Annotated in this window: 13 protein-coding genes and 1 pseudogene; 10 read left to right on the forward strand and 4 right to left on the reverse strand. The window is 40.8% G+C overall.

Features of this window, described 5'->3' with window-relative positions:
- Positions 1 to 44: 44 nt before the first annotated feature.
- Positions 45 to 2,240, reverse strand: a complete 2,196-nt coding sequence (locus tag FD723_RS27015) for a CHAT domain-containing protein (RefSeq protein WP_256874937.1) — start codon at positions 2,238 to 2,240, stop codon at positions 45 to 47.
- A gap of 107 nt (positions 2,241 to 2,347) precedes the next feature.
- Between FD723_RS27015 and FD723_RS27020 the strand changes: the two genes are divergently transcribed.
- Positions 2,348 to 2,851 carry a thioesterase family protein gene (locus FD723_RS27020; RefSeq protein ID WP_179068118.1) on the forward strand — a complete coding sequence of 168 codons (504 nt, stop codon included), beginning with the start codon at positions 2,348 to 2,350 and terminating at the stop codon, positions 2,849 to 2,851.
- Between the two features lie 4 nt (positions 2,852 to 2,855).
- Here FD723_RS27020 and FD723_RS43100 read toward each other — a convergent pair whose 3' ends face one another.
- Both FD723_RS43100 and dxr read right to left on the reverse strand, forming a co-directional pair.
- Entirely contained in the window at positions 2,856 to 3,053 is a 198-nt protein-coding gene (locus FD723_RS43100) for a hypothetical protein (RefSeq protein ID WP_256874938.1), read from the reverse strand.
- Positions 3,054 to 3,694: 641 nt separating this feature from the next.
- On the reverse strand, positions 3,695 to 4,891 hold the full coding sequence (gene dxr, locus FD723_RS27025; protein ID WP_179068119.1) for a 1-deoxy-D-xylulose-5-phosphate reductoisomerase: 1,197 nt from the start codon (positions 4,889 to 4,891) through the stop codon (positions 3,695 to 3,697).
- Positions 4,892 to 5,210: 319 nt separating this feature from the next.
- On the opposite strand from dxr, the gene FD723_RS27030 reads away from it, so the two are divergent.
- The 5 genes from FD723_RS27030 (at position 5,211) to FD723_RS27055 (ending at position 11,674) form a co-directional block, all read left to right on the forward strand.
- Positions 5,211 to 5,444 (forward strand): hypothetical protein, encoded by a 234-nt coding sequence (locus FD723_RS27030; protein WP_179068120.1) that lies wholly within the window; start codon positions 5,211 to 5,213, stop codon positions 5,442 to 5,444.
- Between the two features lie 38 nt (positions 5,445 to 5,482).
- On the forward strand, positions 5,483 to 6,790 hold the full coding sequence (locus FD723_RS27035) for a mannosyltransferase family protein (protein WP_179068121.1): 1,308 nt from the start codon (positions 5,483 to 5,485) through the stop codon (positions 6,788 to 6,790).
- A gap of 40 nt (positions 6,791 to 6,830) precedes the next feature.
- Entirely contained in the window at positions 6,831 to 8,873 is a 2,043-nt protein-coding gene (locus FD723_RS42240) for a DMT family transporter (protein ID WP_218651760.1), read from the forward strand.
- Between the two features lie 171 nt (positions 8,874 to 9,044).
- Positions 9,045 to 10,253, forward strand: coding sequence for a hypothetical protein (locus tag FD723_RS27050; protein WP_179068122.1), 1,209 nt, complete (start codon positions 9,045 to 9,047; stop codon positions 10,251 to 10,253).
- A gap of 41 nt (positions 10,254 to 10,294) precedes the next feature.
- Complete coding sequence (locus tag FD723_RS27055) at positions 10,295 to 11,674, forward strand: DUF2079 domain-containing protein (protein ID WP_179068123.1); 1,380 nt, start codon at positions 10,295 to 10,297, stop codon at positions 11,672 to 11,674.
- Between the two features lie 57 nt (positions 11,675 to 11,731).
- On the opposite strand, the gene FD723_RS27060 is transcribed toward FD723_RS27055, so the two are convergent.
- A complete protein-coding gene (locus FD723_RS27060) occupies positions 11,732 to 13,306 on the reverse strand; it encodes a glycosyltransferase family 39 protein (protein WP_179068124.1) in 1,575 nt (524 codons plus the stop codon).
- 78 nt (positions 13,307 to 13,384) lie between these two features.
- Here FD723_RS27060 and FD723_RS27065 point away from each other — a divergent pair.
- From FD723_RS27065 to FD723_RS27080, 4 genes and pseudogenes are all read left to right on the forward strand, one after another.
- Positions 13,385 to 14,776: pseudogene (locus FD723_RS27065) on the forward strand (DUF2079 domain-containing protein).
- A 366-nt stretch (positions 14,777 to 15,142) separates the two neighbouring features.
- Positions 15,143 to 15,793, forward strand: a complete 651-nt coding sequence (locus FD723_RS27070; protein ID WP_179068125.1) for a sigma-70 family RNA polymerase sigma factor — start codon at positions 15,143 to 15,145, stop codon at positions 15,791 to 15,793.
- Positions 15,794 to 16,316: 523 nt separating this feature from the next.
- Positions 16,317 to 18,971 (forward strand): CHAT domain-containing protein, encoded by a 2,655-nt coding sequence (locus tag FD723_RS27075; RefSeq protein ID WP_372743770.1) that lies wholly within the window; start codon positions 16,317 to 16,319, stop codon positions 18,969 to 18,971.
- Positions 18,972 to 19,041: 70 nt separating this feature from the next.
- On the forward strand, positions 19,042 to 20,010 hold the full coding sequence (locus tag FD723_RS27080; protein WP_179068127.1) for a DUF1822 family protein: 969 nt from the start codon (positions 19,042 to 19,044) through the stop codon (positions 20,008 to 20,010).
- Positions 20,011 to 20,114 lie beyond the last annotated feature (104 nt).

Here is a 20,114-nt window from a genome sequence, read left to right on the forward strand (position 1 = left end):
AGGCAGGAGGCCTCCTGCCCTCTGCCTCTCCTGATAAAAGCGGGCTAAAGTCCATTGCCAATCAAAATAAAAGATGCCCAATAATATGGGTGACTAAAGTTACTAGCTGCTACAGGTGCGTTTTGACCTAGAGACTTCCAGTTTCCATTAATCAATGAGACTTGAGCTTTTTTTAAAGCTTCAACTTTAGTCAATTTCTCGGTAGAGAGGATACCATAAAAAGCACTCATGAGTGCTTGTGTACCGCCATCATCCACAGACCACAAAGAGGCGATCGCGGCTCTAGCGCCGGTTTGTTGCATCTGATAGCCAAAGCCCAAAATTTCCTCACCGTTACCTAACTTGCCTCCCAAGCCGGTTTCACAGGCGCTCAATACTACCAAATCGACATGGGGGAGTGACCAAGTGGCGACATTTCTAAAATTAACGCGATCGCCATTGCCGAATAAAATAAACGAATCTTCTGGTTTCCCCACCACAAAAGCGGCATGAGTCGCTAAATGGACAATTGTATAATCATCCATTTGGGGTATAGCAACGCTGGGGGTAAAGGCATCGTCTAAAAGCTTCTTAGTTTCAGGAACCGCAGCTGCTACACTTTCCACCTCTTGCGTTGCAAAGGGTAAGCCAGCGTAAGCAACTTGCCGATTACCAACTTTGATTTGATAATTACCTTTAGTAAAAGCACCTGCTAAAACTCGCAAAATAGATTGTTTTGGGGTATTTAAGTTAGTCAGACTGGCAGATGTAATGTGATTTACATTAAAGCGCTGCACTAGCCATTGCTTGCCATCATATAAAGCAGTTAAAGGAATGTAACGTAACTGGTCATCGGGAGCGTAAATTAGAGTTTGTGTACCTGATGACTCCAGGTCTTTTTCTATCGGTTTAATTAGCCAGTCATACAATTGGTGTGCAGGTGCTTTGATATTTTGACTGGGGTCGATTAAAGCTTGGCGGAAAACAGCTATTGTTTGATAGAGGTTTTCGCGCTTTACAGCGACAGTGCGGTGAATTGGTGGAGATTCAGGAGTTACTAGTACCAATTCCAAGCTATCTTTTAAAATCAGTGGGTAGAGTAGGGCTGATTTTTGCGGCAATCGTGCCAAATTATCCCGAAGTTCGTTGAGACTCTCCAAATCCAAATTTTGCCGCCTAGCTGTACGGCTAATTTGCTCTACCTGTGCTTTCACTGAAGGACTATTGATAAATTCGTTAAATTTATCTAGAATTTGCTGTTGATTTAAGACTAGTTGCTCAATGCGTTGTTTTTGTTCGAGCGATCGCTGTTCGGGCTTAATTTGACGTAGTTTTGTCAGTTCTTTACCCAACACAACAGCATTATCCACGCTTTGATCCAACTTTTGTTTAATTGGTTTCTCTGTTGCCGCTATATTAATACCTTTGACAGTACGTTGATTACCTGACACATTTTGGAGATATTCTTCTAGTTCTTCAACCTTGAGTAAATCCATTGTCCTTTGTGCTTCAGCAATACGTTCTTGTTTGAGTAATCGTTCACCCAAAATACGATATGTCTGGCTAACAGTTATGCTGTAAGCATCTGGTTGCGGCACACTCAGCGCCGATGGATTCAAGCGAGCTTTCTCACGATTAATTAAGCAATGCTTGTAGAAAAAAATTGCTAACTCTGGTTGGTTTTGAATATCGAATAAGTAACCTATATTACTGTAGGTTTTGCCAAGTCGAACCAGATCCCCAAGTTCTTTGTTAATTAATAGGGCTTGCTGATAGGATTGAAGTGCTTCGAGATACTTTTTTTGATTTTGGTAGATTCTACCGATGTTGTTGAATGTTACTGCTTCCCAAGAACGCTCTCCAAGTTCTCTGCTAATGGCTAATGCTTTTTGTAATTTCTGCAACCCTTGTATCAATTGACCTTGGCGAGATTCTTTGATAGCTTCTTCATTGAGCCTTGCAACTTCTGATAGTTGATTATTCTTGGGTAAAGCTTGAGCTTTTTCTCTAGTAGTCTTCCAACCCAAAAATGCTAGGTGAGGTCTGGGGAAAGGGGAAAGGATAAAGGGTAAGGGATTTGAAACCTTTCCCCCTTCCCCCTTACCCTTTACCCCGTCAAGTTTACTTGGCAAACTACTAGAGTCGTACCTCAACCTTGCATTTGCACTTACCTGATTATTGTCTGGGTATGCCATCCCAAAACCTAGTAAACTAAGTAGAGTCAAAGCAAAAACACTAATATACTTAAGATTAGGCTGCATAATAAAATACTCCCTATTCCAGGAAGGTAAATATTAAATCAAGAAGTCTGGCAACGCAATTAATTTTTATTGATTTGGAAAATTTATAGGTGCTGAGAAATTTGAAGATGTCAGAAGAAAAACCCAGCCAACCAAAACTACCACCAACCAGCGCCCTTGACAATCCATCAAGTCATGAATTTGGGAATTGGTTTGAATATCCTGTGAGAGTACAACCCCACCACACTGACTATGCCGGCATTGTCTGGCACGGTTCCTATATAGCTTGGATGGAAGAAGCACGCATTGAATGTTTGCGATCTATCGGGGTTGAATTTGCTGATTTAGTCACTATCGGCTGCGATTTACCAGTTGTAGAACTGTCGGTGCGCTATCATCACTCAATTCAATTAGGTCTGACAGTGGTGGTAAAAACGCGTATGGCTGAGGTGACTGGCGTCAGAATCAATTGGGATTATGTCATTGTCTCAACTGATGGACAACAATTGTACGTCATCGCCAAGGTGACTTTAGTCGCTTTAGATCGCGAAAGAGGCAAGATTATGCGTCAGTTGCCAGCGAGTGTTAAGGATGCCTTAGCCAAGATTTCGGCATTAAATAACAATTCTTAATTTTCTATTTGCCACTTTGTATCTGGGAGATAGTTTGAGCAAACTGCGTTACGTGCTGCCAGATATCTTGCGGAGTAATGCCAAAACTGATATTTAATAAGATTAGGATTGCGGCAATAGTCAATGCACTCTTTAGGGTTGCTTTTAGCAACTTCCATAATATTATGAAGACTATCCAAGCTACAATCAACGTAGCAATCATAATATATAAATTCCTTAATAGTAGCCGTTATCTGAGAACCCGTTTATTCAGAGAAGATAAACTTTGATTTGAGTAACAATTATTAGTGCTAAAGCTATTAGACCTAATTTTGAATAGATACTAAAGCTCAGATTTTTTATGTAACTGTGCCAATGCCATATTACCTGAAAATGAGACAAAAATGCAGAGCAGAGGCAAGTTATTTGGCAATTTGGCAGATTTACTGGAAAGACTTTTCTAAAGCTTTCGTATCAATAATCACAAGATACAAAAGTTAGATTAGGACTCCAATTGGATTTTTGAAAACATCCTGAGACTTAAAAGGCTGTTGTATCAGGGTTTCATTTGAATACCTCGCTTCCCGTCCCGATTTGCAAAAATAAATTTGCCCTCATCATAAATAGCCACACTACACATTCGTGATTTTGGAGAAGTGCGATCGCGAAGCGCTGACTTGTCAGTTCGCATTTTTGTTGAAGTTGGGAAAGTGCGATGTCTGACGACAAGCCTTACGGCTACGCATTTTTGATATTGGGGAAGTGTGATATTTGACCGTTAGCCTTCAGCATTAGGCTGAAGGCTAAACAAGAATTGGTCAAGAGCCAGAAAATCTACCTTTTGGGTATCTGAATTAAAGGTTTTTATCGCAGAGAAATTATCTGCGAGTGAGTTTCTAACTTTTCAGTCGCTATTAAAACTTCTTGTCTTGCCCATTTATCTGCTGCCAAAATGTCATCTAAAGAGGGATTAGTACGGTTATCATTTTGATGGCGATCGCACACCCATTCGATACACCGGGGAATATCTAAAAAGCGAATTTTTTCATCTAAAAATAAAGCCACAGCTTGCTCATTGGCGGCATTCAACACTGCTGGCATCGAACCACCAGCTTTACCCACAGCATAAGCCAACTGCATACAAGGATACTTCTGGTGATCTGGTTCCCGGAAGGTTAAATTTCCAGCTTTGACTAAATCTAGTCGTTCCCAGTTGGTGTAGATGCGATCAGGCCAAGAGAGGGCATACAGTAAGGGTAAGCGCATATCCGGCCAACCGAGTTGGGCTAAAACTGAAGTATCTTGCAATTCAATCAGCGAGTGAATGATGCTTTGGGGATGAATGACAATTTCGATATTGTCATAATCCAACCCAAACAGAAAGTGAGCCTCAATGACTTCCAGCCCTTTATTCATCAAAGTAGCAGAGTCTACTGTGATTTTCCGCCCCATCGACCAATTCGGATGCTTGAGGGCATCAGCTACGGTTACATTTGCTAACTTTTCTACATCCCAATCGCGGAAAGCCCCACCAGAGGCCGTCAGCAAAATTTTCCGCAAGCCATCCTTGGGAACACCTTGGAGGCATTGAAAGATTGCGGAATGTTCGGAATCGGCTGGGAGTAATTTGACACCATGTTTTTCAACTAGGGGTAGAACTACAGGTGCGCCAGCAATCAGGGTTTCTTTGTTCGCTAAGGCAATATCTTTACCAGCTTCAATTGCTGCGATCGTGGGTAGCAAACCAGCACAACCAACGATGCCCGTAACAACAGTTTGGGCATCGCCGTAACGGGCAACTTCTATCACTCCGGCGTCACCCGCCAGTAGAATCGGTTGGGGATCGAGGTCAATGATTGCTTCTTTAAGGGCTGGTAATTGCTCTTCTGAGCAAATGGCTGCTATTTTCGGTCGAAATTGCCGAATTTGAGCAGCCAACATTTCCACATTACGCCCAGCTGCCAATCCCACAATCTGAAATTGATCTGGGTACTGAGTGACAATATCTAAAGTCTGAGTACCAATAGAACCAGTGGAACCAACGAGAGTAATCGCTTTCACAATTGCTTAAGGATTTACAGACAACTCCCACTATAAATTGCTGGGGACTCTTTAATCACAGCAATCACCATAATCGATACACTGAGTCCAGAAGTGGGGAGTCGAGAGATGAGGGAGACAAGGGAGAGAATGACTAACTAATGACTCTTGATAAATGACAAATGACAATTTTGCATTTAACCAAACAATACTGGTATTTATAAATACTAATTTTTAAAGATTAATTCTGACAGAATTGGCAAAAGTAACCAAGTATGGAACACTTTTAAGTAATTTTTAATCTATCCAGTTTGTTAATTATTTTGGTAGAGGATTTAATATGCAGGATGTTACTCATAAATTGCTGCGTTACAAAGAAAGGCAGGATAGTGCAGCGGTAGGTGGCAAGAGGCAGGAGGAAGAAAGAAGAAGGAAGAAAACTTTAGTTCTGGGTATAGAACCACGGCAAAAACAAGAATTGGAGCAACTGCATAGCACAAGATACAAAGCGTCCTTACTACAATTCCATATTTTTAAATATGAGTTCCTCCTGCCTCTTGAAAGTTATATGTAAAAGGATGCAGAAAGGAGTTTGTTAAAGCACTCAAGCTTATGGTCAAAGTTCAGATAGTTATAAAAAAAGTTTTATGGAAAAATGATTTTCTGTTTCCAGCCGCAATATGGTTTGCCAGTCGAATATTCATCTGGACTGCTATGTTGCTGATTGCGCCAAAACTACCATTACCAGCAGAAGACTTTTTGCCCCATTTTGGTTGGGGGATTTTTGATGCTTGGGATAGTATACATTATCGAGCGATCGCAACTTCTGGCTATGAATTTGCCAATGACGGCAAACAGCATAATCTAGCCTTCTTTCCCCTATTTCCCTTAAGTATCTGGGTTTTAATGAAGCTGGGCTTAACCTTTGAACTAGCAGGTATGTTAGTCAACAATTTGGCATTTTTTGCAGCACTTTACTGTTTATACTTTTGGGTCAAGGAGCATTATGGCATCAATGCAGCGCATTGGGTGACAGCTGTGGTTTCTTTATATCCGTCTTCTATGTTTACGGGGGTAATTTACACAGAGGGGCTGTATTTGTTTTTGAGTACGGCAACTTTGCGAGCCTTTGATCAGAAACAGTATGGCTGGACTGCCCTTTGGGGTGCGATGGCTACAGCAACACGTCCTACAGGTATGGCATTAATTCCAGCATTGGCGATCGCAGCCTGGAAAGAACGCCGACCACCTATTGCCTATATAGCTGGTTTGACTACCGCTATTGGCATACTTTTATTCAGTTTGTATTGTGCGATTTATTTTGGCAATCCTTTAGCTTTTATCGAAGCACAAAAAGGATGGCGGCCAACTCTGGGCTTTGATTGGCAGGGTTGGTTAAATATGTTCATGCAAATTTTAGTCGGCAGAGAAAATTGGCAGAATGGTTGGGTTCAAAACCCCTCTGGCGGGATTCAAGACCCTTGGTATCTCTTCTTGTTTGGCTTGAGTGTTGCCAGTAGCTATCTTTTATGGCGTTTCCGTCAACGTTTTAGTTCTGTAAAATTATTCTATGGCTTTTATGCTTTAGCCTTACTTTTGTTGATTCTAGCAAGCGAACAGTGGATTAATAACTTGCTCAACTTGTTCATGATCTTGGGTGGTGGCTATATATTGTGGCACTTACACGCGCAACTGACGCCGGTTATAGTGATTTATGGCTTTTGTGGTATTGGTTTGCTGTTGGCTTCTGGAGGCACTATCTCCTTGAGCCGTCTCGCTTATGGTATTGTGCCTTTGAACATAGCCATTGGTGTGCTGTTATCTCGCCATCCTCGTCAGGGATATTTAATATTGGGGGCTTTTATGACACTACTAGCCAAAATAGCTGTAGGATTTGCCCAAGAGCGTTGGGTTGGTTAGAGAGTTGCTCCATATAGTTGAGTTGCATTGAAATTTTCTAATGAATTTATTTAATCAAACGAAGATCGCGATCGCTTCATTATTTCTAGGTGTAGGTGCCATATCTTTTGGCTCTATTTTTATGAAATTGAGCGAAATGGAACTCAGCCCCAGTGCCACTGTATTTAATCGTTTTTGGCTTGCTAGTGTGGTCTTCTTACTCTGGCATGGATACAAGGCAATACGGCAGCGATTTTCCAAAGAAAAATCTCTAGAACAGCAATCCTACACCAGTCAGGATCTATTGCTATTGCTAGGTGCTGGTATTCTTTGGGCTGCCACTTTAGTATTGTTGGCTTGGTCACTAACTCAAACTAGCGTGGCAATTTCTAGTGTGTTGCATAATCTCGCCCCCATATTTACTAGTTTAGGGGTGTGGTTGTTATTTCGTAAGCGTTTTGAGCGCCAATTCTTGATTGGGATGGTGGTTGCGCTGGGGGGAGCGATCGCGATTGAATTTGAGGAACTGCAAATAGCCACAGACGAAGTTCAAGGAGGCTTGGCTGCCATCGTTTCGGCAATTTTCTTGAGTGCATACCTGCTAATCGTAGAAAAATTACGCACCAAATTTTCTCCGGGTACAATCCAATTGTGGATCTGTGCGATCGCAGCTTTAGCTATTTTCCCCATACTTTTATTCACTCAAGATCAGCTTTTCCCCTCTACAGTTAGTGGGTGGCTTTGGGTGATTTCCCTAGCTGTGATCTGCCAAGTTTTAGGTCATGGACTTTTGACCTATAGCCTTGCCAAATTTTCCTCTGTGGTTGTCTCCTTAGTGCATCTCTTAGAGCCAGTATTTAGCGGCATTTTTGCTCTGGTAATATTTTCGGAAACATTAACTTTATCAAATTGGGTAGGTTTCGCCGTAGTTTTAATCGGTTTATACTTAGCCGTATCTAGCCAAGCTGCTGTTAATTTGCCGTTTCAAGAATCAGTCACAAATATAGTTAACACTTTCGTTAAAAGTATGACGAGCAAACTGTCATTACTAAAGCAACAATTCTCCGAAACACCAGCTTTATTAGGGACTGCCTCATTATTGTTTGCCCTAATTCCTATATCTTTAGCACCATCTCTAACCAAATTGTGTCAACAAGAAATTGGTGCAAATGCTGTAGTATTTCATCGCAGTTGGATTGCTACAGTTGTCTTTGGTCTGTGGAATGGGTTTGAGGCTTTCCGCTACCAACAGTCCATTGAAGGAGGCAAGAGGGAAGATAGCGCAGCGTTAGCGAGTCCGCGAGCGTCGGCAGGGGGCAGGGGGCAGGGGGCAGAGGGCAATATTACTCCTGCCTTACTTGATAACCAACCCATAGAACAGAAGCCTTTTACTTTTACGAAACAAGAAGTGTGGCTATTATTGGCAATGGGAACCTCTGCTGGAACCTACCTCCTCTTGTGGGCTTGGGCGCTGAGTCAAACTAGTGTTGCCAATGTGGCTTTACTATCTAATTTGAACTCCTTATTTGTTGCTTTAGCTGGGTATTTTTTATTTGGTCGGCGTTTCGATCGCAGATTCGTGATTGGTCTAGTCATCGCTTTGGGGGGAGCGATCGCATTTGAACTCAATAAGGTACAATTTGCAACCGATCAAATATTGGGTGATACCTTAGCATTGCTCACTGCGGTTTTCATGGCCACGTGTATGCTGCTAATAGAACGACTACGAACCCGATTTAGCACTGCAACTATCATGCTGTGGCGCTGTGGAGTGACAACAATGTTTCTACTACCTGTCCTCCCATTCCTCGAAAATAGACTATTTCCCTATTCCTGGACGGGTTGGTTTTTCATCATATTCCAAGCTCTTTTCTGTCAAGTTTTTGGTCAGGGACTTTTAGCTTATAGCCTCAGCAGAATCTCTTCAGGAGTTGTCGCCGTCACGCTTCTTCTAGAACCAGTTCTAGCTTCCATTTTTGCTTGGTTTATTTTTTCAGAACAAGTCGGTTTGTTTGACTGGGCAACTTTTGCCGTAGTTTTAATGGGTATCTATCTCGCCCAATCTAGTCAATCTACAGTTCAAGTAACAAACGAAAGCTTATAGCATCATGGCAGTTAGCTAGAAAGTGGCGGTTGTGAAGAAGGCAGGAGGCATTTCTCCAGCAAGACTGCCTCTATTATTAAAGTCTCGTGTGGACGCGACTTCTAGTCGCCAGAGCTAGTTTTATTCTGATTTAGTATTTTGACATTGCCAACTTGACTGATACAATAATTTATGACAAAAACTTCTGACAAGACATTATTGAAATTAGTGAAATCTCTGTTCAATAGGCTCTTAAACTCTCTCCCATTCCCTGTTCCTGGATATTTAGCTATTGGCATAATATTAGCAGTGCTGATTCGATTAGCCTGTGTTCCAAATAAATCGGTGGATTATAAATATTTTTTAGCGCCTTGGTATGATTTCATTGCATCTCATGGCGGTATCAGCGCTCTAAAATATAGTTTTGCCGATTACACACCTTCTTATCTCTACTGGATTTTAATTGCTGCTACCTTGCTATCTGGATTGCCAAAAATTTTAGCAATCAAGCTTTTTGCTATGACTGTTGATTTTCTTTGTGCATTTTTAACTTACAAAATTGTCCGACTAAAATATCCAGAGGGTAGGAAACCCATCTTTGCTTTTTTGGCAGTTATCTTGAGTCCAACTGTTATATATAATAGTGCCCTCTGGGGTCAATGTGACGTTATCTATACAACAGGATTGATTGCCTGTCTTTACTTTTTATCTATTCAAAAAGAAATTCCGGCATTACTCAGTTTTGGTGTAGCACTTTCTTTTAAGTTGCAAGCTATGTTTTTAGCACCTTTATTATTAGCTCTTTTGCTCAAAAAAAGAATTCATTGGTATTATCTACCATTAATTCCGGCGGTATATATCATTACAGTTTTACCACCTTGGTTTATGGGAAGACCAATACAAGAATTGCTATTAGTCTACTTTAATCAAGCTAATAAATATAAGGAATTAGCTAAAGGCGCACCTAATCTTTATCAATGGATTCCTAACAATTTTTATAATATTGTTGTACCTATAGCTTTAACCTTAACGATATCTGCAATATTTTTATTTGCATATATTGTTTATAAAAGTAGACTAGAAATTACTCAAGATAGGCTGATATACTTAGCCACCATATCAGTTTTGTTTATGCCATATATCCTACCCAAAATGCACGAAAGATATTTTTATACTGCTGATATACTTTCGATTATCTTTGCCTTTTATTTTCCCCGATATTTTTGGGTAGGGATAATAGTGCCAATGGCATCATTTTTTGGATATTTGGGAACTCCCATCTTTATCCAGTTGTTTTCAATACCTTTAGGTTTTGCTCTCTGGTTTGTTGTGCGAAAGTCTGATATAATTTATCCGAAATTACAATCTGGATTGTCCTCAAATATCAATAAAAATTGGTAGTAAGTGCAAGCAGAATTTTAATAATAGAACAACTGCCAAAAATGAATAAGATCAGAGCAATTATCGGCATTAGTACCTTGATTTTATTTATCTCCAGCAGTTTACGACACGAATTATTTAATTCTTCTGGGGATTTAGCATTTTTTGACCAAGGTATTTACCTAATTAGTCAAGGACAAGCGCCAGTTTCTTCTGTAATTGGTTTTCATGTTTTAGCCGATCATGCTGCTTGGATTTTATATTCTTTGGCTTTACTATACAAAATTTACCCTAGTGTTTATTGGCTGTTTGCAGTACAGTCTATTGCTTTAGCATTAGGTGCTTTACCTACATATCTTCTGGCGCTGCAAGCAGGTTTAAAAGAAAATTTAGCAGTTGCAATGGTAGCTATATATCTAATGTACCCGGTGGTCTACAATAGCAACCTATGTGATTTTCACCCAGATCCGATCGCAGTCCCCGCACTTTTAACAGCAGTTTTGGCTGCTAGATCGAGAAAAATAGCTTGGTTTGGCGTTAGTATTCTTTTGGTATTAGGTTGTAAGGCCGTATTATCCCTGACTGTAGTGGCTATGGGGATTTGGCTACTCTTGTTTGAAAAGCGGCGTTTGTATGGTGCGATCGCTATTATTAGTGGGACAATATGGTTTTTGATTGCTAACTGGATTATCATCCCTCATTTTGGTAGTGAAGCAGCCTTACTTAACCGTCATCTTTATCGCTATAGCTATTTGGGAAACTCCTTTTCCGAAATGCTACAAATCTTACTATTTCAACCGAAAATCATTTTTAACAACCTTTTTTCAATTCTAAATTTAGAATATTTATGTTTTTTATTATTACCTGTTATTTGGGCTTTAAGACCACAATATATCATACCTTTGATAAGTATAATTCCTTGTGTAGCACTAAATTTACTTGCCGATCATCCTTCGCAAAAAAACCTAGTTTTGCATTACTCTTTACCAGCAATTCCATTTCTTGTTTTAGTCGGAATTGCCAGCCTAGCAGCAGGTAAAGCATGGCTACCAAAAAAACGAGCAATTGTTTTGTGGTCTTTAGTTTGGTTTTTGGTTTTAGGTAAATATGGTTTCTTTAGCTCAAGATATCTCCATAATCTCGATAATTTGCCAGCCACAAAAGAAGCGATCGCTCTAGTTAAAACTAAAGATAGTGTTCTGACTACAGATATAATTACTCCACATTTAACGCATAGACAGTTGATTAGCTTTAAATATAATCCTTCTCAAGATATTGCTGAATTAAAGAAGTTTCATTATATCTTACTCAATGTCCGACATCCAGGGTGGGCTGCAAGTTCAGAATCTCTTTCAAGCTTAGTAAATATTTTGAAAAATCAGTCTAAATTTAAATTAGAATATCAACAAAATGATGTATATCTTTTTGAAAAAAAATATTAGTTAAAATCATATTCATATAACTATCTTGGACATTTTTTCAAAAATAGCTATCATGTATTATTTAATTGAAGGTGAAATAAGAGTAAAGTTATCAGCAGTGCCTATAACTCCATGTTCAAATAGATTTATTTGCTTTAAAGTCGTATTATCTAATAGCAAATAAGATTTATTAGATAACATTTTTTGTAAAATTGGCACAGTTGCAGCAGTTACCTTGCAATCGCTGTAAAAGTCCAAGCTAGGACGCCCATAAGCAAAAGAAGTATAAATTTGTGTTCCTGGTGAAACATTTGCCCGAATTAATTCTGCTACTGGTTTAACTGCGAAAGCTTCCTTTAATTCCCAAATCCAAGATTGCGAACTCATTAATAGTGCTAAAACTAAATACATCCCTGTAAATAACACTGGAATAAAGTTGCGATCGCGCTTTTTAATTAGCCATGCTGCGATACCCATACTTATTGTCAAAATAATACTCATGACTATCAAAATAGGCTGTTGTTTCAGATAAAAGTAAACACAACCTCCTAAACCAGCAACAGCAATAATAGTCAGAAATATACTCCAAGTTCTTACCTGAAAATTACCATGTTGCCAAATTTTGCTAAGTCTAGCACCAATTGCCAAAGCTAAAAATGGATATACAGGCATGACATACCAGGGCAATTTAGTTCTCATCAAAGAAATAGTTCCTAAGTAAATAATTGTACCTAACAGAACTAGAGAACCCCAAGTATGATGACGTTCCTTCCAAGCTAGATAAAGCCCTCCAGGTAAAAATAATAGCCAGGGAAAACCATATTTAAGTAATTCTAATAAATAGTACCAAACAGGCCCGCTATTACCTTCAACGGTTTGTACCAGGCGGTCAAAGGCTTGTGCTTGAAAATGCACTTCTAAGAAAGTATTTCCATAATGTTGCCACTGAGCAATATACCAAGCGATCGCCGGGGCATTTCCTAACAAAATTCCTACCCATAAATAGGGACTTTTTAACAAAGCTAATTGTCGATCGGCAAACAAAAATAAACAGGCGATCGCCCCCAACAGCAAAACTATCATTCCCTTAGTCAGAATAATTAACCCCAGACAAAATCCCACCCCTAGAGCATATTTTCGGTTCTGACGTGCCTTCAAAAGACAAAACAGCAACAGCAAGAAAAAAGAAATAGTCATCCCATCTAACATTGCTAGTCGTCCATGACGCACCACAGGCAACATTGTCAAGTAAACTAAAGCAGCAAAGAGAGCCGGTAAACTTTGCTGAAAGGCCAAACGCCCCACCAAGTAAAGCAAAGGCACTCCCAAGGCAGTTAAAACTGCACCAGGTAAGCGTGTGGTGAATTCTTGTACTCCTACTAAGTGGTAGCAGCAAGCAATTAACCATTGCATCAAAGGCGGTTTTAATAAAAATGGTTCTCCCTGAATAGTTGGATAAAGCCAGTTACCAGTACGGTAAATTTCTCTGGACACTATAGCGTAAGTACCTTCATCCCAATCTCGTAAAGGGGAGTTTCCTAAAAATATCAGCCAGATAACTAGAGATATTACCAGTAAGCTAAATAACCATTCTTTTTCTTGGAATACGATAGTTCTTTTTGTGAATAGATTTACAATATTTATGCTATACATCTAGGTCTGATAATCGTAGTGAATAATATTGCTAATTATGCAATCTAAAATACTCACAGTGAAAACTTTTTTGCTGGTATGAGGAAAAAATTGAATCAGTTTGGTTATCTTGGTTGGATAATTAGCGTGAGTGCCTTAATTTTGTTTGCATGCAGCAGCTTACGACATGAGTTATTTCAATCAACCGCTTTTGACTTAGGTATTTTTGACCAAGCGGTTTATTTAATTAGTCAAGGGGAACCGCCTATTAGTTCTTTCATGGGTTTTCATATTCTCGGCGATCATGCTGCTTGGATATTCTATCCCTTGGCTTTACTGTATAAAATATACCCCAGTGTTTACTGGTTATTTGCTGTGCAGGCAGCTGCCTTGGCATTAGGTGCTTTACCAACTTGGCATCTAGCGCGTCAAGCTGGACTCAAGGAAAGTCAAACAATCGCGATCGCGCTTGTATATCTCCTGTATCCGTTGGTGTTTAACGTCAATTTATTTGATTTCCACCCAGAAGTGATAGCTGTACCACTACTATTGGCGGCGGTTTTAGCAGCACGGTTAGGTCATGTAGGATGGTTTTGTTTCAGTATTTTCCTGGTCTTGGGATGTAAGGAGGTATTATCTCTCACCGTTGCTGCAATGGGAGTTTGGTTACTGTTGTTTGAAAAGCGGCGTTTATATGGTGCGATCGCTCTTGCTGCTGGTGTGGTATGGTTCTTGCTTGCTAGTCAGGTAATTATTCCTTTTTTTAGCGGTGCAGAAGCAGCAGCAGTAGGACGTTACAGTTACTTAGGTAATTCGGTTCTAGGCATTGCGAAAAATATAGCGTTTCAGCCAGGACTGATCTGGGGAAAGGTTTTTTCACTGAATAACCTGGAATATTTGGTTTTGCTGCTAGCACCTGTAATTTGGGGGCTTTCCCCACAAGGAATAAAACCTTTGGTAGGTGCTATTCCTTGTTTGGCGCTCAACATTTTAGCTGATTACCAACCTCAAAAAGACTTGGTACATCAGTACTCTATTCCAGCCCTCCCATTCCTGTTGTTGGCTGTAATTTCCAGCCTCGCCGCAGGTAGGGGATGGCTACAAAATAAACGAGCGATTATCCTGTGGTAATTGGTGGCGTTTTTGAGTCTGGCAAAATTTACGTATTTTGGAGGCAGATACTTAGAATCTATAGATACTTGGCAAGCTACAAAACAAGCGATCGCTCAGATTCAAACTCAAGGAAGTGTTTACACCACAGGAGAAATTTCCGCGCATTTAAGCCACCGAAAATTTATTACGTTTACAAATAGCGATTCTCCATCGGCTGATTTAAATGCTTTTAATTATGTATTGCTCAATGTCCGCCATCCTGGCTGGTTAAGTAGTCACGAGTTTGCTGTTAGCTTGGTAAATCAACTGAAAAATAATCAAGAATTCCAGTTGAAATATCAGCGTGATGAGGTTTATTTATTTGTCAAAGTTGCTTAAGCAGCAGTTTTTGGATAACTTTTTATCGAAGTAGAATACATACGTCAGTCATCAGAATTAAGTTGGTATTCTGTACAAGTGGCCAATAGCGTAGTACAAAGCCTTCTCTTTCAGAGACGCTAACGCGAACGGTATAACTCCGCTTAGAGCGAGTCTATGATACTAAGTATTCGGGCGTTGCATTTTATTCTGACTCCTGAATTCTGATTCCTGAATTCTGAATTCTTCTTCATCTTCCCAGTTCAGGCAGGAGACGACATACGATACTCCCGTTGAAAAAGATATCCCATCTTGACGAAAGGTAATTCTTTAGTGCGTTGTTATACGCAATACTAAGATATTCTTGCTTTCTTCGCCAAGATTGTCATGGTTCCATTCGATGAACAGCTACGCCGCTTAGTTACAGAAGCCTGTGGACACAAACCTGGAAGCCCTCAGCGTCAGAAGTTGCTCACGCAAATTATTCGCTTGACAGCAAGTAGACTCTGGAGAGAAACTACTCCCTACTATCAAGATGCACTACAACAAACTTGGTTGTATTTCTGTCGCAATGTTTGTGAAGGTTTGACAGGTCAAATCTACGATCCCAATTATGGCAGTGTGATCACTTGGCTGAATGCCTACCTAAGAAGGAGACTACAAGACTTTTACCTTAATCAGAATCGGGAACAAGCCACAACAGTTCCTCAGAGAATTCGTCAGTCTACATCAGGTGGAATAAGTGAAGCCATTGATCCTATAGATAACCTCCCGGCTAGTCCCCAAGCACCTCCAATTCTGGAAGATTTGGAGATGTGGGCGCAGACAGATTCTAATGGAGAACTACGCAGTATTTACATTAAAGGGCGTCCAGATGTGAATTGTCAGGTGTTAATTCTCAAACGCTTACCCCCAGAAGTTAGCTGGAGAGAATTATCTGAAGAATTTGGGCTGTCAATTCCCACATTAAGCAGTTTTTATCAGCGCCAATGTCTACCGCGTTTGCGTAAATTCGCAGAATTGGAGGGATTATTATGATGGGTGATGAGTGTTGTTAGCAGTAGCGGGGTGTTGAGTCTGTGCTGTTAGCGGATAGCTAAGGTTTAGCCCGTGCTGAGTCCTGAGTAAGAAGTAGTACTGTTGAATCTTTCCATTTTCAGCCGAGAAACTCACTCTTTGGTGATAAATAAGATTGTGGAAGCTTAGGGATAGGTGAGAGAGAGGAATGGTACTATTACTCTGGTAGCCCAAGCACCTATGGGAACTCCAAGAAATAAATTATCCAATATTGTGGGGTGGGCATCCTGCCCGCCATACGGACTGGGCGGGCGAGACGCCCACCCCACAAGAGTTAATTGGATATTTTTTTATTTGGAAGTCCTTATAGTTCATCCTGTACGCTCCTGGTTATCATCTACCTCTTGTCGTGGTCATGGCTAAAACAACTAGGATTTTTGGTGCTAATTCTGTAAAAGTTAAAATACAAAAGGGGCTAGGGCGTCGCGTATTTTCCCTATGTTGCAGGATTTTTTACCCCTTCAGAGTTAGCCAATCACTCATTTTGGAAACCAAAAAAACTGCACTGGCTCACTTTTTATCTTTGCCTTTTTACTTCCTGATCGCTTTAGTATGCATTATCGGTTCACCGGTGCTAGCAAAAGTTCCTAGTTCAATCAATTCATCATCGCAACTGTCAATTAACAGCCTGATATCGCTAGCTGTCACCACCGATCCCGCTTCATTATTACAACAGGGAAAAGTTTTATACAGTGCTGGTAACTTTGCGAAAGCTGTAGAAGTATTGCAAGAAGCTGTCCAAGCATATAAACAGCAAGGGGATAATCTCAAACTAGCAGCGACACTGAGTAATCTTTCTTTAGCTTATCAGCAACTTGGTGTATGGAGTCAAGCGCAGCAGGCAATTACAGAGAGCTTAGATTTGCTGAAAGGACAGGATAAAAACCAAAATTCGCAAATATTTGCCCAATCATTAGATATTCAAGGCCGTCTACAACTGGCAATGGGACAGTCCGAAGCAGCTTTAGCAACTTGGCAGCAGACGGAAGAAATTTACAAGCAAGTAGATAATCAAAGTGGTGTGGTGCGATCGCTAATCAATCAAGCGCAGGCGTGGCGCACCCAAGGATTTTACCCCCGCGCCGTCAAAACACTCGATCGAGTTAGTCAGACATTAAAATCTCAACCAGATTCTATAGAAAAAACAGTGAGTTGGCGATCGCTCGGTGATGCTCTTTTGGTATTGGGTGATTTGAAAAAGTCACGCCAAGCATTAGAAGAAAGTTTGAGAATTGCTCAAAACCTGCAATCTAGCGCTGATATTGGGGCTAGTCTGTTCAGCTTGGGAAATCATGCCCGTAAACAACAGGAAAAACAACAAGCGATCGCCTATTATCAACAAACAGTTGCAGCATCTCCCTCACCCCTGACAAAAATTCAAGCCCAACTAAATCACCTGGCACTACTAATTGAAGATCAACAATGGGCAAAGGTTCAAAGTCTCTTGCCATTGATTGAGTCCCAACTCGACCAACTCCCCCTCAGCCGTGCAAGTATTTACGCTCGTGTTAACTTTTCACAAAGTTTAGCAAAAGTCAAGAGTGGTGTATTGCAAGCATCCAGAAATAATTATTACTCAGGACTCAGCACCAAAGACTCAGCAAAGTTACTCGCCAGTGCCATCCAGCAATCCCGCAGTTTAGGGGATAAGCGGGCGGAGGCTTATGCTTTGAAGAGTTTAGGCAGCTTGTACGAAGAAACTAGGCAGTGGTCAGAGGCGCAAGACCTGACTCGGCAAGGATTAGCTTTAGCGCAGAGTAGTAATGCCCCAGAAATTACCTATAGCTTGGAGTGGCAGTTAGGTAGATTGCTGTGGGCAACCAAAGATATTAATGGTGCGATCGCCGCTTATGATGCGGCTGTAGACACTCTCCAGTCTCTCCGCAGAGATTTAGTAGTGAATAAAGATGTCGTGAACCAGGATATACAATTCAACTTCCGGGACAGTGTAGAACCCGTCTACCGCCAGTCAGTAGAATTACTGCTAAAATCCCAACAGGGAAAACCAAATGAAGAAATATTAGATAAAGCACGCGATCGCATTGAAGCACTCCAACTAGCAGAATTAGACGACTTCTTCCAAGAAGCTTGTCTGCAAGGACAAAAAGTAGCCCTAGATAAATTGGTAGACCAAAATAATTCCAAGGCTGCCATCCTTTATCCAATTATTCTTCGTGACGAACTCCAGGTAATTGTCAAAATTCCCAAACAATCTCTGCAAAGCCACAGCACCAAGATTTCCCAAGCAGAAGTAGAGAAACTCTTAGTAGAACTGCGAAGAAATCTTGTCAATCCCACTGCTACTAAGATCGTCCAAACCCAATCGCAAGAAGTTTATAACTGGCTGCTGAAACCCATTGAGTCACAACTGCAAAAAAGTGGCGTTGATACCCTAGTATTCGTCTTAGATGGCCCATTACGCAACCTCCCAATGGCAGCACTCTACGATGGTCAACAATACTTAGTAGAGAAATATGCGATCGCTCTCAGCGTAGGTTTGCAACTCCTAGACCCAAAACCGCTAGTAAAGCAGCAACTCAGAGCGCTAACAGCAGGACTGACTCAGCCACCGCCAGGATTTACCAAATTTGCACCATTGCTAGCGATTAAATCTGAGTTTGACGGCATTATTAAAGCCGGAGTTACGACAACCAGCCTCATGGATGGAAATTTTAAGAAAAAGAATTTAGAAAGTGAAATTAGTGCTGCTTCATTCAACATAGTGCATTTGGCAACCCACGGTCAGTTTAGTTCTCGCCTTGAAGACACTTTTATTTTAGATTTCGATGGTCAGATCAACGTCAAAGATTTTGATACTCTCTTCCGCAGTCAGGGTAAAGCCATAGTAGAACTATTAGTTTTGAGTGCTTGCCAGACAGCAGCAGGAGACAGTCGTGCATCACTCGGTCTAGCAGGAGCAGCTGTACGAGCCGGGGCACGCAGTACCATAGCTTCCCTATGGCAAATTGATGATGAATCAACAGCGATGTTTGTGAGTGCCTTCTATCGAGAACTCAAGAGTGGCAAAATCACCAAAGCCGAAGCAGTCCACCGTGCCCAGCTACAACTGTTGAAACATCCCAACTATCATGCACCAAGCTTTTGGTCTGCCTATGTGTTGATTGGGAATTGGTTGTAATTTTGTGGCATAAATTTAGTGAATGCAGCTGATATGTAACATAGCAGCATTGATCACTCAAGATTGACTTATGAATAACTCCACCTATCAGCTAGACGATTTCGCTTTAACATTGCCGATTTCCCAAAGAGCTCGCATAACTGCCCAGCAATTTGCTAACCAGCAGCCAAACCCTGAAAAAGCAGAGCAAGTCCGGTTGAATACTCTAGCTGTATGGGTGGTAAATGACTACTTGCAGATGATGGATATTCCAACTGATCTTCAAGCTAGTGACAGTTGGAACCCCATCATGCGCTTTTGTGGGAATGTTGCTGACTTAGATGTACCCTCAATTGGTCGTCTGGAGTGTCGCCCCGTCCATCTACATCAGCAAATATGTTCTATTCCTCCAGAAACTTGGGAAGAACGAGTAGGTTATTTAGTAGTTCAATTTGATGAATCGCTCCAAGAAGCGAGGCTGCTTGGTTTTATCCCTAGTGTCGCAACTGAAACACTGCCTTTAGCGCAACTGCAACCATTGGAAGCGTTTATCGATCATTTATGGCAACTGCGTCAATCTCCAGTGAATTCACTAGTGAATTTGAGTCAGTGGTTTGCTGGTGTATTTGAGGCTGGCTGGCAAACTATTGAATCTCTGTGGAATATGCCAGAACTCAGACCAACTTATGCCTTTCGCAGCATTGAAACTTTGGAATTAGAGACCCTTAATCGACCAGAATCAACTACAAAACGGGCAAAACTGATTGATTTGGGTATCCAAATTCTTAACCAACCAGTCATGTTAATTGTGGAAATTAGCTCCGAAAAAGATCAACAAACTAGTATTCATCTCCAATTGCACGCCACTGGCAATCAAATCTATTTGCCACCAGGAGTTCATCTCACTGTTCTAGATAGTTCGGGAGCAGTATTTCTAGATGCTCAATCTCGAAGATCGGACAATTACATTCAGTTGCAGTTCCGTGGTGAACCCACAGAGCAATTTAGCGTTAGGGTAGCCTTGGATAATACTAGTATTACCGAACATTTCCGAATTTGAATTGTGTAACTATCTTCCCTTTTTGTCAGTAAGTTATTAAGTGGTAATTGGTTAATTAAAAACTAAAAATTAAAAATTCAAGCTGGCTTTTGGGGATTTTGAGA

The sequence above is a fragment of the Nostoc sp. C052 genome, from assembly GCF_013393905.1.
GTDB lineage: Bacteria > Cyanobacteriota > Cyanobacteriia > Cyanobacteriales > Nostocaceae > Nostoc.

Excerpts from the sequence above, each read along its gene's own strand:
- FD723_RS27015 (WP_256874937.1), bottom strand. The coding sequence starts at position 2,240 with ATGCAGCCTAATCTTAAGTATATTAGTGTTTTTGCTTTGACTCTACTT.
- FD723_RS27020 (WP_179068118.1), top strand. The coding sequence starts at position 2,348 with ATGTCAGAAGAAAAACCCAGCCAACCAAAACTACCACCAACCAGCGCC.
- FD723_RS43100 (WP_256874938.1), bottom strand. The coding sequence starts at position 3,053 with ATGATTGCTACGTTGATTGTAGCTTGGATAGTCTTCATAATATTATGG.
- FD723_RS27030 (WP_179068120.1), top strand. The coding sequence starts at position 5,211 with ATGCAGGATGTTACTCATAAATTGCTGCGTTACAAAGAAAGGCAGGAT.
- FD723_RS27035 (WP_179068121.1), top strand. The coding sequence starts at position 5,483 with ATGGTCAAAGTTCAGATAGTTATAAAAAAAGTTTTATGGAAAAATGAT.
- FD723_RS42240 (WP_218651760.1), top strand. The coding sequence starts at position 6,831 with ATGAATTTATTTAATCAAACGAAGATCGCGATCGCTTCATTATTTCTA.
- FD723_RS27050 (WP_179068122.1), top strand. The coding sequence starts at position 9,045 with ATGACAAAAACTTCTGACAAGACATTATTGAAATTAGTGAAATCTCTG.
- FD723_RS27055 (WP_179068123.1), top strand. The coding sequence starts at position 10,295 with ATGAATAAGATCAGAGCAATTATCGGCATTAGTACCTTGATTTTATTT.
- FD723_RS27060 (WP_179068124.1), bottom strand. The coding sequence starts at position 13,306 with ATGTATAGCATAAATATTGTAAATCTATTCACAAAAAGAACTATCGTA.
- FD723_RS27070 (WP_179068125.1), top strand. The coding sequence starts at position 15,143 with ATGGTTCCATTCGATGAACAGCTACGCCGCTTAGTTACAGAAGCCTGT.
- FD723_RS27080 (WP_179068127.1), top strand. The coding sequence starts at position 19,042 with ATGAATAACTCCACCTATCAGCTAGACGATTTCGCTTTAACATTGCCG.